The 19,935-nt window shown below is 67.1% G+C and carries 17 protein-coding genes; 12 read left to right on the top strand and 5 right to left on the bottom strand.

Going from position 1 to position 19,935, the window contains the following annotated elements; translation table 11 throughout:
- The first annotated feature begins 228 nt into the window (after window positions 1–228).
- The 6 genes from RWO33_RS01740 to RWO33_RS01715 all read left to right on the top strand — a co-directional run bounded on the left by RWO33_RS01740 (window position 229) and on the right by RWO33_RS01715 (window position 9,829).
- On the top strand, window positions 229–2,430 hold the full coding sequence (locus tag RWO33_RS01740; RefSeq protein WP_314101431.1) for a Six-hairpin glycosidase-like protein: 2,202 nt from the start codon (window positions 229–231) through the stop codon (window positions 2,428–2,430).
- Entirely contained in the window at window positions 2,427–3,914 is a 1,488-nt protein-coding gene (locus RWO33_RS01735) for an MFS transporter (protein ID WP_314101428.1), read from the top strand. Before RWO33_RS01740 ends, RWO33_RS01735 begins: the two co-directional genes overlap by 4 nt.
- Before the next feature lie 5 nt (window positions 3,915–3,919).
- Window positions 3,920–5,635 carry an alpha-amylase family glycosyl hydrolase gene (locus tag RWO33_RS01730; protein WP_314101518.1) on the top strand — a complete coding sequence of 572 codons (1,716 nt, stop codon included), beginning with the start codon at window positions 3,920–3,922 and terminating at the stop codon, window positions 5,633–5,635.
- Between the two features lie 119 nt (window positions 5,636–5,754).
- Complete coding sequence (locus RWO33_RS01725) at window positions 5,755–6,135, top strand: SseB family protein (protein WP_314101426.1); 381 nt, start codon at window positions 5,755–5,757, stop codon at window positions 6,133–6,135.
- A gap of 144 nt (window positions 6,136–6,279) precedes the next feature.
- Window positions 6,280–7,779, top strand: coding sequence for an ATPase domain-containing protein (locus RWO33_RS01720; protein WP_314101423.1), 1,500 nt, complete (start codon window positions 6,280–6,282; stop codon window positions 7,777–7,779).
- On the top strand, window positions 7,769–9,829 hold the full coding sequence (locus tag RWO33_RS01715) for an ATP-binding protein (protein ID WP_314101421.1): 2,061 nt from the start codon (window positions 7,769–7,771) through the stop codon (window positions 9,827–9,829). Before RWO33_RS01720 ends, RWO33_RS01715 begins: the two co-directional genes overlap by 11 nt.
- Before the next feature lie 45 nt (window positions 9,830–9,874).
- Here RWO33_RS01715 and RWO33_RS01710 read toward each other — a convergent pair whose 3' ends face one another.
- Window positions 9,875–10,951: a LacI family DNA-binding transcriptional regulator gene (locus RWO33_RS01710; protein ID WP_314101419.1), complete on the bottom strand. Its 1,077-nt coding sequence runs from the start codon at window positions 10,949–10,951 to the stop codon at window positions 9,875–9,877.
- A 253-nt stretch (window positions 10,952–11,204) separates the two neighbouring features.
- Between RWO33_RS01710 and RWO33_RS01705 the strand changes: the two genes are divergently transcribed.
- From RWO33_RS01705 to RWO33_RS01680, 6 genes are all read left to right on the top strand, one after another.
- The gene (locus tag RWO33_RS01705) at window positions 11,205–11,753 is read left to right on the top strand and encodes a single-stranded DNA-binding protein (protein WP_314101417.1); all 549 of its coding nucleotides are present in this window, start codon (window positions 11,205–11,207) and stop codon (window positions 11,751–11,753) included.
- A gap of 103 nt (window positions 11,754–11,856) precedes the next feature.
- A complete protein-coding gene (locus tag RWO33_RS01700; RefSeq protein ID WP_314101414.1) occupies window positions 11,857–12,216 on the top strand; it encodes a transcriptional regulator in 360 nt (119 codons plus the stop codon).
- Window positions 12,217–12,404: 188 nt separating this feature from the next.
- Entirely contained in the window at window positions 12,405–13,304 is a 900-nt protein-coding gene (locus tag RWO33_RS01695; RefSeq protein WP_314101412.1) for a TIM barrel protein, read from the top strand.
- A 31-nt stretch (window positions 13,305–13,335) separates the two neighbouring features.
- A complete protein-coding gene (locus tag RWO33_RS01690; protein ID WP_314101410.1) occupies window positions 13,336–15,021 on the top strand; it encodes a GMC family oxidoreductase in 1,686 nt (561 codons plus the stop codon).
- Window positions 15,021–15,596, top strand: a complete 576-nt coding sequence (locus RWO33_RS01685; protein ID WP_314101408.1) for a gluconate 2-dehydrogenase subunit 3 family protein — start codon at window positions 15,021–15,023, stop codon at window positions 15,594–15,596. Before RWO33_RS01690 ends, RWO33_RS01685 begins: the two co-directional genes overlap by 1 nt.
- A gap of 11 nt (window positions 15,597–15,607) precedes the next feature.
- Window positions 15,608–16,351: a DUF1080 domain-containing protein gene (locus RWO33_RS01680; protein WP_314101405.1), complete on the top strand. Its 744-nt coding sequence runs from the start codon at window positions 15,608–15,610 to the stop codon at window positions 16,349–16,351.
- 30 nt (window positions 16,352–16,381) lie between these two features.
- Here RWO33_RS01680 and RWO33_RS01675 read toward each other — a convergent pair whose 3' ends face one another.
- Genes RWO33_RS01675 through RWO33_RS01660 form a run of 4 tightly spaced genes read right to left on the bottom strand, consistent with a single transcriptional unit; the run spans window position 16,382 to window position 19,934 of the window.
- Window positions 16,382–16,690 (bottom strand): cytochrome c, encoded by a 309-nt coding sequence (locus RWO33_RS01675; RefSeq protein ID WP_314101402.1) that lies wholly within the window; start codon window positions 16,688–16,690, stop codon window positions 16,382–16,384.
- A 3-nt stretch (window positions 16,691–16,693) separates the two neighbouring features.
- A complete protein-coding gene (locus tag RWO33_RS01670) occupies window positions 16,694–17,563 on the bottom strand; it encodes a sugar phosphate isomerase/epimerase (protein WP_314101400.1) in 870 nt (289 codons plus the stop codon).
- A gap of 17 nt (window positions 17,564–17,580) precedes the next feature.
- Window positions 17,581–18,705, bottom strand: a complete 1,125-nt coding sequence (locus tag RWO33_RS01665) for a Gfo/Idh/MocA family oxidoreductase (RefSeq protein ID WP_314101399.1) — start codon at window positions 18,703–18,705, stop codon at window positions 17,581–17,583.
- An 11-nt stretch (window positions 18,706–18,716) separates the two neighbouring features.
- Window positions 18,717–19,934 (bottom strand): nucleoside permease, encoded by a 1,218-nt coding sequence (locus tag RWO33_RS01660; RefSeq protein ID WP_314101396.1) that lies wholly within the window; start codon window positions 19,932–19,934, stop codon window positions 18,717–18,719.
- Between the last annotated feature and the right edge of the window lies 1 nt (window position 19,935).

Raw genomic sequence — 19,935 nt, 5'->3', positions numbered from 1 at the left:
CTTGGACTATAGCCACGCCGGCAAGGGCGTCGCCGCGGTTGGCCATGAATACGTATGCAAGGTGCGTGGATAACCGCCTGCGCGGTGCGGTGACCAACGGTCGTCGCCTACCATGCAGGCAGGCACCCTGGGAGGGGGCCGCGAGGGCAGCGCTCCGGTGCTGCCGAACCACACCGCGTGCAAGAAGGGAGGAAGGCAGACGGGCGCAGGCCGGTCGGCCGCTTTTCGATGCTGAAGACGATCTGCCTGACCGCTGCCCTCGGGGCGGCGCTGGTGTCCACCGCTGCGGCGGCGGACCTGACATTCGATGGGCGCACTGCGCGCGCCAGCACTGCGGCCGACGGCAGCTTCCAGCTGCTGGCGGACGGCAAAGCGGTGGCGATCGACGCCCAGCCGATGCGCAGCCGCACCGACAGCGTGTTGTTCGATGCACTGTTCGCGTTGGCGCAACAGGAGATGGCCGCCGACCGCGTGGACGCGATCCGCGATCCGGCCTTCAATTTCGGTAACCCGGTGGAGTGCGAGTGCTTCCAGACCGGCGAGCGCTGGCCCTACGTATGGACGCGCGACGTGAGTTTCGCCGCCGACCTGGCGCTGGCCCGGCTCGAGCCGATCCGCACCCGGCAGTCGCTGCAGTTCAAGCTGTCCAAAGCCCGCGACGGCGTGACGCCGGGTATGTTCGTGGCCCAGGACACCGGCTCGGGCGGCAGCTGGCCGATCAGCAGCGACCGCGTGGTGTGGTTCCTGGCCGCGCGGGGCCTGACCGACAGCTCCAGTTTCATGACCGAAACCTGGCAGGCCCTGCAGGCCACGCTGGAGCAGGACCGCGCGATGGTGTTCGACCCGCGCACCGGGCTGTACCGCGGCGAGACCTCGTTCCTGGACTGGCGCGAGCAGACCTACCCGGACTGGACCCGCAACGACGTGCGCTTCATCGGCGAGTCCTTCGCGCTGTCCACCAACGTGCTGCACTACCAGGCGCTGCGCCTTGCGGAGAAGTATGCCCGTGAGCTTGGCGACGCCCGCGCCAGCGAGTACGCGGCCTGGGCCGACGCGCTGGCCACGCAGATCGACGCGCGCTTCTGGCGCGAAGACGCCGGCATGTACATGAGCTACATCGGCGAAGCCGCACACCTGGTGCCGTATGCCAAGTACGACCTGCTGGGCATCTCGCTGGGCGTGCTGGCCGAGGTGTTCCCGGCCGAGCGTGCCCGCCGCTCGCTGGCCAACTACCCGTACGTGGAAGGCGGCAGCCCGGTGGTGTGGCCGCAGGAAGCGCAGCAGCCGATCTACCACAACCGGGCGGTGTGGCCGTTCGTCAGCGCCTATTCGCTGCGTGCGGCACGCAAGGTGGATGATGCCACCCGCATCCAGCGCGAGATCGAATCGCTGATGCGCGGCAGCGCGCTGGCCGGCTCGAACATGGAAAATTACGAGATGCGCACGTTGGCCGTGCACGTCGACGAGGGCCCGTTGAGCGGCCCGGTGGTCAACTCGCCGCGCCAGCTGTGGTCGGTAGCCGGCTACCTCTCGATGGTGCTCGAAGGCGTGTTCGGCGTGGAAGCCGACGGCACGGTCGCGCCCAAGCTGCCGGTGGTGCTGGTCCCGCAGCTGTTCGGCAACCGCGACAGCATCGAGCTCGACACCGGCAGCACCCGCTACATCCTCAAGCGCCCCCGCAACCTCGACGGCGACCTGCTCGTAGCAAAGAAGATCGAGCGCAAGGGCAACAGCGTAACCGTCCAGCTCGAACCGCGCAGGGTCACGCCACGCGTGTCCGCTTTCCGCGCAGACCCGGCAAACCCCAACGCCTTCGCCCCGGCCACCCCCGCCGCCCCGGCAGCGCAGAAGCGCGGCAACACCTGGACCATCGCCATTCCCGCCCACCACCAGCTCTGGCAGGACGGCATCGCGGTGGGCAGCTCGGCCACCCACACCGTCACCAACGACGGCCACCAGCACTGCCTGAGCCTCACCCGTCGCGAACGCGCCCTTGAGTCGCTGCACAGCCCGATGACTTGCATCGGCCCACAGCAACGCCTGCCCGGCGCAACCCAGTGGGCCTGGACCGCCGCAAAGCCCACCCGTGTCCGCATCCGCCTCCACTACTACAACCCCAACGGCCCGATCAACACCGGCGTCACCGCTGCCGTGAAGCAGCTGGCCGTGCACTGCGCGGGGCAACCGGTCCAGCGCGCCACGATCGTGATGCCGCACAGCATCGGCCCGCAGGAGTCCACCGCCGCCGAATTCGACCTGCCCAAGGGCAGCTGCCGTTTCACCCTGGAACCTGGCTTCAACATGAGCGCACTGGAACACTTCGCCCAGTACAACGGTGGCAAGGGCGGCCGCGACGGCGTGCTCAACGCGGCCGACGTCCGGGCGCTGCTGATCTCAACGGTGGCCGGCAACGCGGAGGCCACCCGATGAGTCGCACCGCCAAGCCGACCCTGTCGTTCTGGCAGATCTGGAACATGTGCTTCGGCTTCCTCGGCATCCAGTTCGGCTTTGCCCTGCAGAACGCCAACGCCAGCCGCATCTTCGAAACGCTCGGTGCGCCGATGGATGCGGTGCCCGGGCTGTGGATCGCCGCACCGCTGACCGGGTTGCTGGTGCAGCCGATCATCGGCTATCTGTCCGACCGCACCTGGACCCGATTCGGCCGCCGCCGGCCGTACTTCATGATCGGCGCGGTATTCACCACGCTGGCCCTGCTGGTGATGCCGAACTCGCCGACCCTGTGGATCGCTGCCGGCACCTTGTGGGTGCTGGACGCCTCGATCAACATCTCGATGGAACCGTTCCGCGCCTTCGTCGGCGACCAGCTGGCGCCGCGCCAGCGTCCCACCGGTTTCGCGATGCAGAGCTTCTTCATCGGCGTGGGCGCCATCGTCGCCAGTTTCCTGCCGTTCCTGCTGGCCCACTTCGGGGTTGCCAATACCGCGGCCGCGGGTGAAGTGCCTCCTACGGTGCGGTATGCGTTCTACTTCGGCGCCGCGGTACTGCTGGCGTCGATCTGCTGGACCGTGTTCCGTACCCGCGAATATTCGCCGGCCGAACTGGCCAGCTTCGACGACGCCGAGCCACCGGCCGTGCACCAGTCCGCGCCCGTGGGCGGACCACCGCCGCTGGCGCAGATCGTGGCCTGGCTGCTGGCCGGCCTGGGCCTGGCCGTGGCGATTTTCGTGCGGCAGGGCGACAGGATGCTCTACGTGCTGGCCGGGCTGTGCATCGCCTATGCGCTGCTGCTGGCGGTGGCCCGCCTGGCACCGGGCCCGAACATGCTGGCCACCATCGTGCACGACCTGCGCGCGATGCCGCGCACCATGCGCCGGCTGGCTTGGGTGCAGTTCTTCTCGTGGTTCGCGTTGTTCGCGATGTGGATCTACACCACGGCCGCGGTGGCCGGCACCCACTTCGGCTCGACCGATCCGGCGTCGGCCGCCTACAACGAAGGCGCCAACTGGGTCGGCGTGCTGTTCGGGGCCTACAACGGCTTTGCGGCGCTGGCGGCGCTGGTCATCCCGCTGCTGGTCCGCGCGCTGGGCCTGCGCTGGAGCCATCTGATCAACCTGTGGCTGGGCGGCCTGGGCCTGGTCTCGTTGATGTTCATCGACGACCCGCGCTGGCTGCTGCTGTCGATGGTCGGCGTCGGCTTTGCCTGGGCGTCGATCCTCTCGCTGCCGTACGCGCTGCTGTCCGACAGCGTGCCGGCGGCCAAGATGGGCATCTACATGGGCCTGTTCAATTTCTTCATCGTCATTCCGCAGCTGGTGGCCGCCAGCGCGCTCGGCTTCGCCCTTCGGGTGTGGCTGGGCGGCGAGCCGATGCACGTGCTGGTGCTGGGCGGGGTGAGCCTGTTCATTGCCGGCCTGTGCGTGCTGCGGGTGCCGTCCCATCAGGAGGTTGCATGATGCATCTGGTTTCGACGCTGTCGTCCGCTCTCGCCCTTGCCCTGATTGCCGGCCAGGCCGCCGCCGCCCCGCGCCCCGAGTACGTGGGCACGTTGGAGCCGTTCGCCAGCGATGCGGTGTACTTCGTGGTCACCGACCGCTTCGTCAACGGTGACCCGACCAACGACCACCGCGACCAGGGCGGCAGGCACCGCACCTTCGACATCCCGGTGCCGTGCCCGGACAAGGTCGACGGCAACATCGGCTATCTCGGCGGCGACTTCAAGGGCGTGCTCGACAATGCCGACTACATCCGCAACCTCGGTTTCGGTGCGGTGTGGATCACCCCGATCATCGACAACCCGGATGAGGCCTTCACTGGCAGCAAGCCGATCAGCTGCACCAGCACCCTGACCGACCGCGGCAAGACCGGGTACCACGGCTACTGGGGCATCAACTTCTACAAGCTCGACGAGCACCTGCCCAGCGCGGACCTGGATTTCGCCGGGCTCACCCGCGGCCTGCACGACGCCAGGCTGAAGGTGGTGCTGGACATCGTCGGCAATCACGGTTCGCCGGCCTGGACCATGCCGGTGAAGCAGCCGCAGTTCGGGCAGATCTTCGACAAGGACGGCAAGCTGATCGCCGACCACCAGAACCTGCCTCCGCAGCAGCTGGACCCGAAGCACAACCCGTTGCACGCGTTCTACAACAACATCGGACCGGTGGACGCCGCGAAGGGTTCGATCTTCGATGGCAACCTGGCCGAGCTTGGCGACTTCAACCAGGCCAACCCGGCGGTGATGGACTATCTGGTTGGCGCCTATCTGCAGTGGACGGCGCAGGGCGTGGATGCGCTGCGCATCGACACCATCGGCTGGCTGCCGCACCCGTGGTGGCATGAATTCGTCAACCGCGTCCGTGCCGCGCACCCGGGCATGTTCATGTTTGGCGAGGCGTTCGACTACGACGCCGGCAAGATCGCCGAACACACCTGGCCGTCCAACGCGAACGTGAGCGTGCTGGACTTCCCGTTGCGTGGCGCGATGTCCAGCGTGTTCGGTAGGGAGCAGAAGGGCTTCGAGGCGCTGGCCGAACCGCTGCACCTGGTCGGTGGCCCGTACGCCAATCCGTACGAGCTGATGAGCTTCTACGACAACCACGACATGGCACGGCTGGATGCCACCGACGACGGCTTCATCGACGCCCACAACTGGCTGTTCACCGCGCGCGGCATTCCGGTGCTGTACTACGGCTCGGAAACCGGCTTCATGCGCAGCCGCGCTGAGCACGCCGGCAACCGCGCGTACTTCGGCCAGGCGCGGGTGGACGCCGCGCCGCAGAGTCCGATCTTCGCGCCGCTGCAGCGCATCGCCAGGCTGCGTGAAGCGACCCCGGCGCTGCAGCGCGGGCTGCAGGTCAACGAGCGCCTGCAGGGCGATGACGCGGTGTTCTTCCGCGTGCTCCAGCACGGCGACACCGCGCAGACCGCGCTGGTGCTGTTGAACAAGGGCGACACCGCGCGCAGCATCGAGGTCAGCCGCTACCTCCAGCCGGGCACCTGGCGCGACGCGCTGGGCGGTGGCAGCCAGGCCGTCACGCGCAGCCTGAAGACGGAGGTGCCCGCGCACGGGGTGAAGGTGTACGTGCTGGATGCGCCGGTGAAGCAGAAGGCGCTGGAGGCCGAGCTGGCCAGGGCGGTGGCTGACCAGCAGGCACGAACCGACCGGCTTTCCCGGTAATCCGTCAATCCGGTCGCGCCGGCCGTTGGCCGGCCCACGCGCGGCGGGCTCCATGCGGGCCGGCCAACGGCCGGCGCTACCGGGGGTAGAATGGCCAGCCCAATGCCGCACCACGTCACATGACCGCCCTTGCCCCACAGACCCCCCTCGAAACGCTGCTGCAGTCCGCCATGAACGGCCAGCTGCCGATCGGGACGTTCATGAAGGCCTTCGTCGCCTCCGACGTGGTTCTGCTCACCGGCAGCCTGGTCACCCCCGACGGCAGCGGTTTCGATCCGCTGCTGTTCGACAAGCAGGGCACCCTGCACGTGGCGGTGTTCACCGACATGGCGCGCGTGGGTGTCCACGGCCAGCAGGCCCCGCATACGATCCGCATGCGCATGATCGAGGTGCTCAAGCGCGTGCCCGGCGGGTATGGCGTGGTGGTGAATCCGGGCACGTCGCTGGGCCTTGAGCTGTCCCCGGCCGGCATCGGCGAAATCCTCAAGGACTTCGCCTGACCTCGATGTACCGCCCAGCAATGCAGACGTGATCGTGATGTGGATGAACGCGGCTTCAGCGTGACATCGCTTAGAGATCCCGATCACACAATCCCTACACAGAACCGGTTGCTAGACTCGTCCCCGTCAAATCGGCGGACCTCTATGCAGACTCAGTCTTCCCGCGTCATCACCGGAGTGAAGGGCCTGGACACCATCCTCAGCGGCGGCCTGCCGCAGGGACGGCTGTACCTGCTGGAAGGTCCCCCCGGCTCCGGCAAGACCACGCTGTCGCTGCAGTTCCTGCTGCAGGGACTGAAGCAGGGCGAGCGCTGCCTGTATGTCACGCTCTCGGAGACTGCCGAAGAGCTTCGCGAAGTCGCTGCCGCCCATGGCTGGTCGCTGGAAGGCCTGCACCTGTTCGAACTGGGCTCGGCCGAGGACGCGCTGGGCAACGGCCGCCTGCAGTCGGTGCTGCACTCCTGGGAAGTGGAGCTGGATGAAACGGTCAACCTGATCCTGGGCGAAGTCGACCGCATCCGCCCCAACCGGGTGGTGTTCGACTCGCTGTCCGAACTGCGCCTGCTGGCGCAGGATTCGCTGCGCTATCGCCGCCAGATCCTTGCGCTCAAGCAGTATTTCGCCCCGCAGAGCGCCACCGTGATCCTGGTGGACGACCTGACCGCCGGAGCCGACGACCGCGACGGCCAGCTGCACAGCCTGTGCCATGGCGTGATCTCGCTGGAACGGCTCACGCTGGATTTCGGCCCGGCCCGACGCCGCCTGCAGGTGCAGAAGCTGCGCGGTGTCAATTTCATCGCCGGCTACCACGACATGGTGATCCGCGCGGGCGGCCTGGATGTGTTCCCGCGCCTGATCGCCTCCGAACACCATGCGCAGTTCGGCGAGGACATGATCGGCAGCGGTGTGCCTGAGATCGACAACCTGCTCGGCGGTGGTCCGCTGCGTGGCACCAGCACGCTGTTGACCGGCCCGGCCGGCAGCGGCAAGACCAACGTGGCCCTGCAGTATGTATGGGCCGCCTGCGAGCGCGGCGAAAAGTGCTGCATCTTCGAGTTCGATGAACGCGTAGGCACGCTGCTGACCCGTGCCAAGGCGCTGGACATCGAGCTGGAGTCGCACATCGAGGCCGGCCGCCTTGAAATCATGCAGATCGATCCGGCTGAAGTGTCCCCCGGCGAGTTCTCCTGGAACGTGCAGAAGGCGGTGGAGGAACGTGGCTGCAGCGTGCTGGTGATCGACAGCCTCAACGGCTATGTCGCCGCGATGCCGCAGGAAAAGCAGCTGATGCTGCAGCTGCATGAAATGCTGTCCTATCTCAACCAGAAGGGCGTCGCCACTTTCCTGATCAACCCGCAGCATGGCCTGGTGGGCACGATGTCGACCGGCAATCTCAATGTGTCCTACATCGCCGACGCGGTGATCCTGTTCCGATTCTTCGAAGCGCAGGGGCGCATCCGCAAGGCGATCTCGGTGATCAAGAACCGCGGTGGCGCGCATGAGGACACCATCCGCGAGCTCAAGATCAACGGCAAGGGGCTGGCCGTCAGCGGACCGTTGAAGGAATTCAAAGGCATCCTCACCGGCACGCCGGAGTTCGTGGGCGACTCGGCATCGCTGCTGAGCCACCCCTATGCTGGATGACCGCAGCGGCGGCGTGGTCCACATCGTCGCCCCGTTCGGCCGCGACGCGGCGAGCATGGCCGCGGTCCTCACCAGCGCGGGCCTGAGCACCCGCATTGCACCGGACCTGGCCGGACTCGCATCCGCGCTGGACGACCAGGCCGGCGTGGTGCTGATCACCGAGGAAGCCATTGCCACGGGCACCGAGCTGCTGCTGGCCGCGTTGGCCGGGCAGGCGACCTGGTCCGACCTGCCGGTGATCCTGCTGCGCTCGCCACGCGCGCATCGCCGCTCCCCGTTCGAAAGCCTGCTGCCGCGCACGGTGAACGTGGTGGAGTTGGACCGCCCGCTGGGCAGCATCTCGCTGCTGAGTTCGGTGCAGGGTGCATTGCGCGCGCGCGAAAAGCAGTTCCTGGTACGCGACCAGATGCGTGCGCTGGCCGACAGCCGCAGTGCTTTGGAGCGCAGCGAATCCGAGCTGCGCCTGATCGCCGATGCGATGCCGGTGCTGATCGCCTTCGTCGACCGCAGCATGCACTACCGCTTTGCCAACAAAGCCTACGAGGCCTGGTTCGACCTGCCGGTAGGCGAGGTCATCGGCCGGCACATCCGCGACGTGGTGGGCACCCGGGCATGGGAAGAGCGGCTGCCCATCATGCAGGACGTGCTCGCTGGTCAGGAACATGTGTTCGAGGTGAGCTGGCCGACCCGTGAGGGCCACCGGCGTGACTGCGAAGTGCGCTACTCCCCGCGACGCAGCGCGGCCGGGGAGGTGGATGGCTTCCATGTGTTCGTCACCGACATCACTGTCGCCAGGCAGGCGTTGGAAGCCAGCCGGCGACATGCGCAGGAGCTGGAGCGGGTAGTAGCGGAGCGCACCCTGGAGCTGCAGGCGCAGATGGCCGCGCGCGAAGCCAGCGAGGCCGCGCTGCGCCAGTCGCAGAAGATGGAAGCCATTGGCCAGCTTACCGGTGGCATCGCGCACGACTTCAACAACATGCTCACCGGCATCCTGTCGGCGCTGGATATCGTGCGCCTGCGCCTGGAGATGGGGCGCTTCGACGACCTCGAGCGCTTCCTCGATACCGCCACGGCCTCCAGCCAGCGCGCTGCGGCGCTGACCCAGCGCCTGCTGGCGTTCTCGCGGCGGCAGTCGCTCGATGCGCGGCCGGTGGAGATCAATGCGCTGGTGGGTTCGATGCAGCACCTGCTGCGCAGTACCCTCGGCGAAACGGTGCGCATCCGCACCGAGGTCGCCGAGCAGCCGCTGCACGCCGCACTGGACACCAACCAGTTCGAGAGCGCCCTGCTCAACCTGGCCATCAATGCCCGCGACGCGATGCCCAACGGCGGCGAGCTGGCGTTGCGCGCGTTCCCCGTGCGCCTGGCGGAGGGCGAGCGCGCCGCGGTGCCGGCGGGTCATTACGCCGTGGTGGCGGTGTCCGATACCGGCAGCGGCATGCCACCGGAAGTCGTCGAGCGCGCTTTCGAGCCATTCTTCACCACCAAGCCGATCGGCAAGGGCACCGGCCTGGGCATGTCGATGGTGTATGGCTTCATGCAGCAGTCCGGTGGCCACATCGCCATCGATTCCGAACCAGGGCAGGGCACCACCGTGTCGCTGTTCATTCCGCTGGTGGACGAGGGGGCCGAGCCGGAGTCGCCGCCCGCGCCGTCGCCGGTGGCGCTCGGCGACGGACAGTCGATCCTGGTGGTTGAAGATGACCCGCAGGTGCGCATGCTGGTCACGGTGGTGCTGGAAGACCTGGGCTATGCGGTTGACGTCGTGGGCGACGCGGATGGGGCGCTTCCCATCCTTGCGTCCGCGCGTCGCATCGACCTGCTGGTGACCGACGTCGGGCTGCCAGGCCTCAACGGTCGCCAACTGGCCGAGATCGCGCGGCAGTCGCGCCCGGCGCTGCCGGTGCTGTTCATGACCGGCTACGCGGAAAAGGCGCAGGAGCGCTCGGCGTTCCTGGAGCCGGGCATGAGCATGATCGCCAAACCGTTCCTGCTGGATGCCTTCAGCGACGCGGTCCGCGGCGCGATGGCCGAAACAGCGCCAACCTGAGCCGCCCCGGTAGCGCCGGCCGTTGGCCGGCCCAGGCGGTATCAATCAACGCGCGATGACACATCCCGTAGAGCCGGGGCTCTGCCCGGCTGCCGCGGCCAGCGATGACTCCCGCAGCACCAGCCTCACCGGAATGGTCTGGCTTTCCACCGCCTCGCCCTGGATCAGCGCCAGCAGCCGCTCCACCAGCAGCTGCCCTGCCTGCTTGGTGTCCTGCTGCACCGTGGACAAGGTCGGCGAGACCGACGCCGCCAGCGGAATGTCATCGAACCCGGCCAATGCCACGTCCTGCGGAATGCGCAGGCCGTGTTCGCGCAGCGCACGCATCGCGCCGATGGCGATCAGGTCGCTGGCCGCGAACACCGCATCGATGACCGCACCGTCCGCAAGCAGCGCCTGGCAGGCGTCATAGCCGGACTGCTCGGTGGTGATCGCATCGAACTGCAGCGCCGGATCCGCCGGAACCCCACGCTCGGCCATCGCGGCCACGTAGCCCCGATACCGCTCTTCAAATTCTGGATAGTGGCTGGAGGCATGGCCGACGAAGGCGATCCGCCGGCAGCCCTGGTCCAGCAGGTGGGCGGTGATGTCAAAACCGCCCTGGAAGTTGTCGCAGCCGATGGACACGCCCGGCTGGTCCGGCAGCGCCGCACCCCAGCGCACGAAGTGCGTGCCCTGTTCCACCAGCCGCTGCAGCCGCGCGCGCGACTCGTGGTAGTCCCCATAGCCCAGCAGGATGATCCCGTCGGCCTTGTTGCTGTCTTCGTAATCGGCCTGCCAGTCGGTGGACAGCTGCTGGAACGACACCAGCAGGTCGTACCCGCGCAGCGCGCAGGCCCGGGTGATCGAGCCCAGCATGGCGTGGAAGAAGGGGTTGATCAGCGAATCGTCGTTGGTCGGGTCCTCGAAGAACAGCAGCGCCAGCGTGCCGGCGTTGCGCAGGCGGAGGCTGGAGGCGTTCTTGTCCACCTTGTAATTCAGCTCGCGGGCGATCTTCAGGATCCGCTCGCGGGTCTCCGGGTTGACCATCGGGCTGCCGCGCAGCGCCCGCGACACCGTCGGCTGGGAAACCCCGGCCAGGTGGGCGATATCCAGGGAAGTGGCTTTGCCGCGGATGGTCATGGAGGGCAGGGCTGGGACGACGGGACAATGATGCCACGGTGGCGGGGGCTGCCGCTGGACGCCCGCCCCACAAGGCTTTGGCGGAAATCCGAACGCAATCCAAGGCATCCCCGACAGGGGCTGGCCGGGCGGGGATGATAGAATAGGCCGTTCTGTCATCCCACCCAGATCTCCCGCAGGGCAGCCCCGTATCGGCACCGAACAGAGTGTGATATCTGTCGGGCCTGCCCTCGGACAACGGAAGAGCAACCCTATGGCGCGCGGCATCAATAAAGTCATCCTGGTCGGCAACCTCGGCAACGACCCGGACGTGAAGTACACCCAAGGCGGCATGGCGATCACCCGCATCAGCCTGGCCACCACCAGCGTCCGCAAGGACAAGGATGGCAACCAGCAGGAGCGCACCGAATGGCACCGCGTGGTGTTCTTCGGCAAGCTCGGCGAAATCGCCGGCGAATACCTGCGCAAGGGCAGCTCCGTCTACGTCGAAGGCAGCCTGCGTTACGACAAGTACACCGGCCAGGACGGCGTGGAGAAGTATTCCACCGACATCATCGCCGACGAAATGCAGATGCTGGGCGGCCGTGGTGAAGGCGGTGGCGGCGGTGGCAACTACGCCGGCGGCGAGCGTCCGCAGCGCCAGCAGGCGCCGCGCCAGGAATACGGCGGTGGTGGTGGTGGTGGTGGTGGTGGTGGCGGTCAGCGCGGCGGCGGTGGCTACGGCCAGCAGCAGCGCCCGCAGCAGCCGCAGCAGTCGGCGCCGCCGATGGACGATTTCGCGGACGACGATATTCCGTTCTAAGCGCAGCGTGATGTTTGCCTGAAACCAGCAGAAGGCCCGCCTATAGCGGGCCTTTTTGCTTTCGACAACGCAAGATCGACGCCGCCAAGGTGGATCAACCCTGATGAACATCCGACCTCTCCATTCCGAGCGCGACTATCACGAGGCCAAGCAGAAACTTGCCGCCTGGTTCGATGACCTGCCTGAGCCGGGTACCGAGCAGGGCGATATGTTCGAAGTCCTGCTGATCCTGGTCGCCAACTACGAAAGCACGCATTTCCCACTCGATGCCCCCGATCCGATTGAGGCCATCAAGTTCCGTATGGCTCAGGAAAGACTGGAGGCCAAGGATCTTGTTGACGTGATTGGTCAGAAAAATCGCGTGTATGAAGTGCTGACCGGCAAACGCAAGCTGACGTTGGAGATGATCCGCCGGGTTCGCGATCGGATGAATATTTCAGCTGACGTTCTCATCGGTCACTGACGCGCCGTCCCCGATATCGCCTGGGGTACTGCGCTCTCCCATCCCCGAACGATGCGCGGTCGTTGTGCCACGCAGTACACATTTTGTGCACTGCGTCTTTCATTGGATCGATCCAGTCCTTTATGGTGCAATCGATTGCATTGCCGTGAATCGTTGCGTTTGATACCGGTTGGGAGGCCGGCAGGTGGATGTCCATCCATTCGAGCGGACCGGACCCGGTCGCGGGGCTCACGCGGCGAGACGCCCTGCGCTTGGCGGTTGCCGGCAGCCTTGGCCTGGGCGTTGCGGGCATGCTGCCTGCGGCAGCCGCGCCGGCTGCACGGCTCAAGGGCAACCTGAAGCATTCCGTCGCCCGCTGGACCTTCCCGCAGTTATCGGTGGCCCAGCTCTGCCAGACGGTGAAGGACATCGGCTTCGCCGCCATGGATCTGGTCGGACCGGAGGACTGGCCCAAGCTGAAGGCCCAAGGCGTGTACAGCTCGATGTGCAACGGCGCGGAGTTGGGCCTGACCAAGGGTTTTGCAGGCCGCGAGTTCCACGACCAGCTGGTCGAGCGCTACACACGGCACATCGATCTGGTGGCCGACGCCGGCTACCGCAACCTCATCTGTTTTTCCGGCAACCGCAACGGCATGGACCCGCAGCAAGGCCTGGATCATGCCGTCACCGGCCTCAAGCGCATCCTTGGCCACGCCGAGAAGCGCGGCGTCGTGCTGGTGATGGAGCTGCTGAACTCCCGGGTCGATCATCCCGACTACCTCTGCGACCACTCCGCGTGGGGCGTGGAACTGTGCCAGCGGCTGGGCTCGGCCCACTTCGGCCTGCTGTACGACATCTACCACATGCAGATCATGGAGGGCGACATCATCGCCACCATCGGCCGGCACCACGCGCACTTCAAGCACTATCACACCGCCGGCGTGCCGGGCCGGCATGAAATCGGCGACCAGCAGGAGCTGAACTATCCCGCCATCTGTCGCGCGATCCGCGACACCGGTTTCGATGGGTACCTGGCGCAGGAGTTCATGCCTGCAGCGCCGGATCCCATCGGTTCGCTGCGCGAGGCGATCCGCCTCTGCGACGTCTGAAATTGATATCCACCCAGGTGAAGTAGAACCCATGGCAGACAATCATTACGACGCAATCGTCGTCGGCTCCGGCATCAGTGGCGGCTGGGCGGCGAAGGAACTGACCGAGAAAGGCCTGAAGGTCCTCATGCTGGAGCGCGGGCGCAACATCGAGCACGTCAAGGACTACGTCAACGCGATGAAGGAGCCGTGGGATTTCCCGCACCGCAACCGGCCCACCCAGGCGATGAAGGCCGCCTTCCCGGTCCTGATGCGCGACTACGCGCTGGCCGAGAACCTCGAGGGCATGTGGGCCGACGAGCAGGACTCGCCGTACATCGAAACCAAGCGCTTCGACTGGTTCCGCGGCTACCACGTCGGCGGGCGTTCGCTGATGTGGGGACGGCAGAGCTACCGGCTGTCCGACCTGGATTTCGAGGCCAACCTCAAGGACGGCATCGCTACCGACTGGCCGATCCGCTATGCCGACATCGCGCCCTGGTACGACCATGTGGAGAAGTTCGCCGGCATCGCGGGCACGCGCGAAGGGCTGGACGTGTTGCCCGACGGCGAATTCCTGCCGCCGATCCCGCTGAACATCGTCGAGAAGGACGTGGCCGCGCGGATCAAGAAGGCCTTTGGCGGGACCCGGCACATGATCCATTCGCGCTCGGCCAACATCACCCAGCCCAAGCCGGAGCAGGGAAGGGTCAACTGCCAGTACCGCAACAAGTGCATCCTTGGCTGTCCGTTCGGTGCCTACTTCTCGACCCAGTCGGCCACGCTGCCGGCGGCCATGAAGACCGGCAACCTGACCCTGCGCCCGTTCTCGATCGTCAAGGAGGTGCTCTACGACAAGGACCGCAAGCGGGCGCGCGGCGTGGAGGTGATCGATGCCGAGACAGGGCAGACGTACACGTACACGGCCAAGGTCATCTTCCTCAACGCATCCTCGTTCAACTCGACCTGGATGCTGATGAACTCGGCTACGGACGTCTGGGAAGGCGGGCTCGGTTCTTCGTCCGGCGAGCTGGGCCACAACGTGATGGACCATCATTTCGGCGCCGGCGCCTCCGGCAGGGTCGAGGGCTACGACGACAAGTACTATTTCGGACGCCGTCCCTGCGGCTTCTACATCCCCCGTTTCCGCAACGTCGGCGGCGACCGGCGCGGCTACACGCGCGGCTTCGGCTACCAGGGCGGCGCCAGCCGCAACGGCTGGTCGCGCGAGATCGCCGAACTGAACATCGGCGCCGACCTGAAGGAAGCACTGACCGTGCCGGGCGACTGGCGCATCGGCATGACCGGCTTCGGTGAAATGCTGCCGCACCACGACAATACGATCCGCCTGGACCCGGACCGCAAGGACAAATGGGGGTTGCCGGTGTTGGCCATGGACGTGTCCATGCGTGCGAACGAGAAGGCCATGCGCAAGGACATGGCCGCCGATGCCGCGGAGATGCTGGAGGCCGCCGGGGTGAAGGACGTGGAGATGCACGACAACGACTATGCGCCGGGCAAGGGTATCCACGAGATGGGGACGGCCCGCATGGGCCGCGACCGGAAGAATTCGGTGCTGAACCAGCACAACCAGGTCTGGGACGCGCCCAATGTCTATGTGACCGACGGCGCCTGCATGACCTCCAGCGCCTGCGTGAATCCTTCGCTGACCTACATGGCGCTGACCGCACGCGCGGCCGACCATGCGGTTCGCGAACTGAAAGCGGGGAACCTGTGATGGAACGTCGCGACCTGTTGAAGATGATCGTCGCCGCCACCGGCGCCGCCATGATCGGCCTGCCGGTGCTCGGGCAGGCACAGGCGCCGACCGCAGCGGCGAACAACACCTTCTCCGCCGCCGATGTCGGCACGCTGGATGAGATCGCCGAGACCATCCTGCCAAAGACCCGCACGGCGGGCGCGAAGGACGCCGCCACAGGGGCGTTCATGGCGCAATTCGTCACGGACTGTTACACCAACCAGCAGCAGGCTACGTTCCGCGCGGGCCTGGCCGACATCGACCAGCGCGCCGGCGGCCGCTTCGTGTCGCTCACGCCGCAGGCGCGCACCAGGTTGCTGCAGACCCTGGACGCGGAAGCCAGGAAACGCGCCGTCGAGGTCGGCGACACCGGCACCGCCGACGGCACGCGGGCGATGCCGCACTACTTCACGATGATCAAGCAGCTGGCCATCTTCGGTTTCTTCACCTCCAAGGTGGGCGCAACCGAGGTGCTGCAGTACGTCGCCGTGCCTGGTCGCTACGACGGCGACCTCGCCTATGTCCCGGGCACGCCCGCGTGGGGCACCAGCTGATGAGGAACACGATGATCAGACCCTTGCTGACCGCGGCCTGCATGCTGGCTGCGGCCCCTGCAGTGGCGCAGACCAGCGTCGACGCGGCCCGCGATCCGGCGAAGACCGAGGTGTGGAAGCCCGTGCCCGCGCTCGTGGCCACGCCCGTGAACGCCGCGCCGTCGGATGCGATCGTGTTGTTCAACGGCAAGGACGTTTCCGCCTGGGAGTCGGAGCAGGGCGGACCCGTGCGCTGGACCGTTGCCGACGGTGCCTTGACCGTGGTGCCGGGCAGCAAGGGCATTCGCACCCGACAGCGGTTCTGCGACATCCAGCTGCATGTGGAGTGGCGCTCGCCCACCGAAACCAAGGGCTTCGACGGCCAGAACCGCGGCAACAGCGGCATCTTCCTGCAGGAGCTGTATGAGCTGCAGGTGCTGGACAGTTACAACAACCCGACCTACGCCAACGGCCAGGCCGGCTCGATGTACAAGCAGGCCATTCCGCTGGTGAATGCCTCGCGCGCACCGGGCCAGTGGCAGGCGTACGACATCATCTGGAAGGCGCCGCGCTTCTCGCAGGGAGGCGGGCTGGTGTCGCCGGCCCGCATCACCGTGCTGCACAACGGCGTGCTGGTGCAGGACGACACCGTGGTATCCGGCAAGACCGAGTACATCGGCGCGCCTTCATACGCGCCGCATGCCTGTGCCCCGCTGTACCTGCAGGAGCACGACTCGAAGGTCAGCTACCGCAACATCTGGGTGCGGGAGCTGTAACGCCGGCCCGCATGGGCCGGCAGCGGCAGCCTACTTCGCCAGGTAGCTGGCGAGGTTGTCGATCTCCTGTTCGGACAGCTGCGGGAATGGCGGCATCAAACCGCCCCCCTTCCTGATTTTCTCCTTGATCTGCGCCGGCTGCAGGCGCTTGCCAACATCAATGAGGGCTGGGAAGGTGGGGGGGACGCCAGCGCGCTCCGCGCCGTGGCAGGCCGTGCAGTGGGTTGCGTAGAGGGCCGCACCGGCCGCGGGGTCGTCCTTGGTCCAGGCCGCAGGCGCAGACAGCGCACTCGATACCAGTACGGCAAGGGTCGGGATCAGTCTGGAACGCGTATTCAAGCATTACTCCTTCGCTGGCTGGCGCGCTGCGCCGGCGGGCAGGTGGTGGCGCAGGTAGTCCGCGCCGGTCTTGATGATCTTGGCCGGATCACGCGGCTGGTCGTGCTCGACGATGTACCACTGCACCCCGGCAGCGGCGGCGGCAGGCAGGATCGCGTTCCAGTCCAGCACGCCCCGGCCGACGGCGGCGAAGCCGCCCTCGTCTTCGGCCTGGCCCTTCGGGGCATTGTCCTTGGCGTGCACCGCGAACACGTGGCCGCGGAACCTGCCCAACATCACTACCGGGTCGTGACCCGCGCGCGCCACCCAGGCGAGGTCCAGCTCGGTCTGCAGCTCGGGGCCGGCTGCGGCGAACAGCAGCTCCAGGCCGGTTTTGCCGTTGAAGTCGACCAGCTCGAAGTCATGGTTGTGATAAGCCAGCTGCATGCCCTGGGCTTTCACCTGCGCCGCGATCCGGCCCAGTTCCTGGCCCAGCGCGGTCCAGCCTGCGGCATCGGTCGGTCGGTCCTTCTCCGCCAGGTAGGGCACGACCAGCGTCGTGTTGCCGATCGCGCGGTTGAACGCCACCACCCCGTCCAGGTCGCCGCGCAGCTCGGCCAGCTGCACGTGGGAGGAAATGGCTTTGATCGAATAGCGTTCCAGCAGCTGCTTGAGCTCGGCGGCGCTGACGTTCTGCGTCCCTACCGTCTCCACCGCGCCTACACCCGCGTCGTGGACGATCTTCAGCTGCTGCTCGAGCGAGCCCGCATTGCGCAGCGTGTACATCTGCACCGCGATGGGCGGCTGCGGGCCGGCCGGGTCGCCTGCGAAGGCGGGCAGGGCGGCGAGCAGCAGCAGTGCGAGGGTCGTGGTCCTGCGTGCAGCGGTCTTCATCAATATCCTCCCGGAATTCAATCGATGGTGGTCCAGGCGCGCGACCTGGCCGATGCGATGACGCGGTCGACGATCAGCGCCGAGCGCAGGCCGTCTTCGAAGGTGGGCAGGCCCTGCGGCCGTTCGCCGTCGATGGCGCGATAGGTGTCGGCGACGAACGCCTCGAAGCACTGGGCGTAGCCCTGCGCGTGGCCGGGTGGCAGTACCGCCAGCCGGCGTTGTTCGGCACTGCCGGCGCCGGGCCCGCGCACGAAGGTTTCCTCGCGCTGGTCGGGCCGGCCGAGCCACAACCGCTCCGGGTCTTCCTGGTTGAATGCCACGCTGGCCGTGGCGCCGTCGATCTCGAACCAGAGGCGGTTGTGGCGCCCTGCCGAGACCTGGCTGACGGTCAATGAGGCGAGCGTACCTGCGCCGGTCTTGAACATCGCCGCCGCCACGTCCTCACTGGTGACCGCCTGCATCGCGCCGCCCGCCGCCGGCGTGGTGAAGCTCTGCCCGGCCACGGCGCCGCGTTCGGCGACCACGGTGGCGAATGCCGCGCTGACGTCGACGAAGCGCTCGCCGCTGACCCATTCCACCAGGTCGCACCAGTGCGAACCGATGTCGGCGAACACGCGCGAGGCGCCGCCCAGCGCCGGGTCCACCCGCCAGTTGTTGCTGGCCGGGTCCAGCAGCCAGTCCTGCAGGTAGCTGCCGTGGATCAGGTGCAGTGGCCCCAGCTCGCCCTGCGCGATGCGTGCGCGCGCCTCGCGCACCACCGGGTGGTAGCGGTAGACGAACGGCACCGTGGCGACCAGCCCGGTAGAAGCGGCCAATGCCGCCAGGACCTGCGCGTCCTGCAGTGTGGTGGCCAGCGGCTTCTCGCAGATCACATGCTTGCCCGCTTCCAGCGCCGCCTGCGCCATGGCGCGGTGCAGGTGGTTGGGGGTGCACACGTGCACGACCTGCACCTGCGGATCCGCGATCACCTCTTCGATGTCACGATAGCCGCGCGGAACATTCCATGACCTGGCCACCTCCTCGGCGCGTTGCGGCGAAGAGGCCACCACGCCGCGTACGTCGGCGCCGGCCAGCAGTGCCGCGCGACGGTGCACGGCGCCGATCATGCCGGTGCCTACGATGGCGATTCCAAGCTTGCGCATCGGTCGGTTCCTCAGGGCGTGGAAGGGGCGGCCGCGACGGCCGGGCGGTCGCGGAACAGCAGCAGGAAGGCCACCAACACGACCAGCGCAACGCCGGCCGGGAACAGCCAGATCTGTTGCCAGTCCGGACCTGCCGCCGTGGTGTAGTGCTCCACCACCGCGCCGGACAGGAAGGTGCCGATCAACATGCCCACGCCATAGGTGGCCAGGGTGATGAAGCCCTGCGCGCTGCTGCGCGCGGCGGGGCCGGCATGCGCATCGGTGTAGATCTGGCCGGTGACGAAGAAGAAGTCGTAGCAGATGCCGTGCAGCACGATGCCGATCACCAGCAGCGAGAAGCCGCCGCCCGCGTCGCCGAAGGCGAACATCACGTAGCGCACCACCCACGCCGCCATGCCCACCGCCAGCATGGTCTTGACCCCGAGCCGCACGAACAGGAACGGCATGGCCAGCATCAGCAGCACTTCGGACACCTGGCCCAGCGACTGCAGGCCGGCCGCGCCGCGTACGCCGAGGTCGTTGAGGTAGGGGTTGGTGAAGTTGTAATAGAACGCCAGCGGAATGCAGATGGCGATGGAGGCCAGGAAGAACACCAGATAGGAGCGCGACTTCAGCAACCGCAGCGAATCCAGGCCCAGCACCTGCCCGAGCCCGGCGTCGCGCTGCTGCGCCAGCGGCGGCGTGTGCGGCAGGGTGAACGCATACAGGCCCAGGGCCAGCGATGCCATCGCCGCCATCCGGAAGGTCAGTTCGAGCGTGTGCGCCTGTTCCCACCCCAGCCAGCCGATCAGCACACCCGCGACGATCCAGCCGACGCTGCCGGCAACGCGCACCGGCGGGAACTGCTTTTCAGGCGAGTGCATGTGCCGCATCGCCACGCTGTTGGCCAGGGCCAGGGTCGGCATGAACAGCAGCATGTAGCCCATGACGCAGGCGAAGAACGTGTTGAAGTCGGTCGCGGTGGACGCCATCCACATCAGCGCCGCACCGGCCAGGTGCAGCACCCCGAGGATGCGCTGCGCGGCGAAGTAGCGGTCCGCGATCAGCCCGACCAGGAACGGCGCCACGATCGCGCCGATGGACTGGCTGAGGAAGGCGGTGGCCACCTGGCTGGCGCTGGCCTGCAGCGGGCCCTGTACCAGGTACGTGCCGAGGGTGACGAACCACGCCCCCCAGATGAAGAACTGCAGGAACATCATCGCGCCCAAGCGCGACATGGCGTAGCTCATG

The organism is uncultured Stenotrophomonas sp. (assembly GCF_963519925.1).
In the GTDB taxonomy this organism is placed as follows: Bacteria; Pseudomonadota; Gammaproteobacteria; order Xanthomonadales; family Xanthomonadaceae; genus Stenotrophomonas; species Stenotrophomonas maltophilia_AE.
Note: the sequence above shows the minus strand (reverse complement) of the source record. Positions and strands in the feature narration are given on the sequence as shown.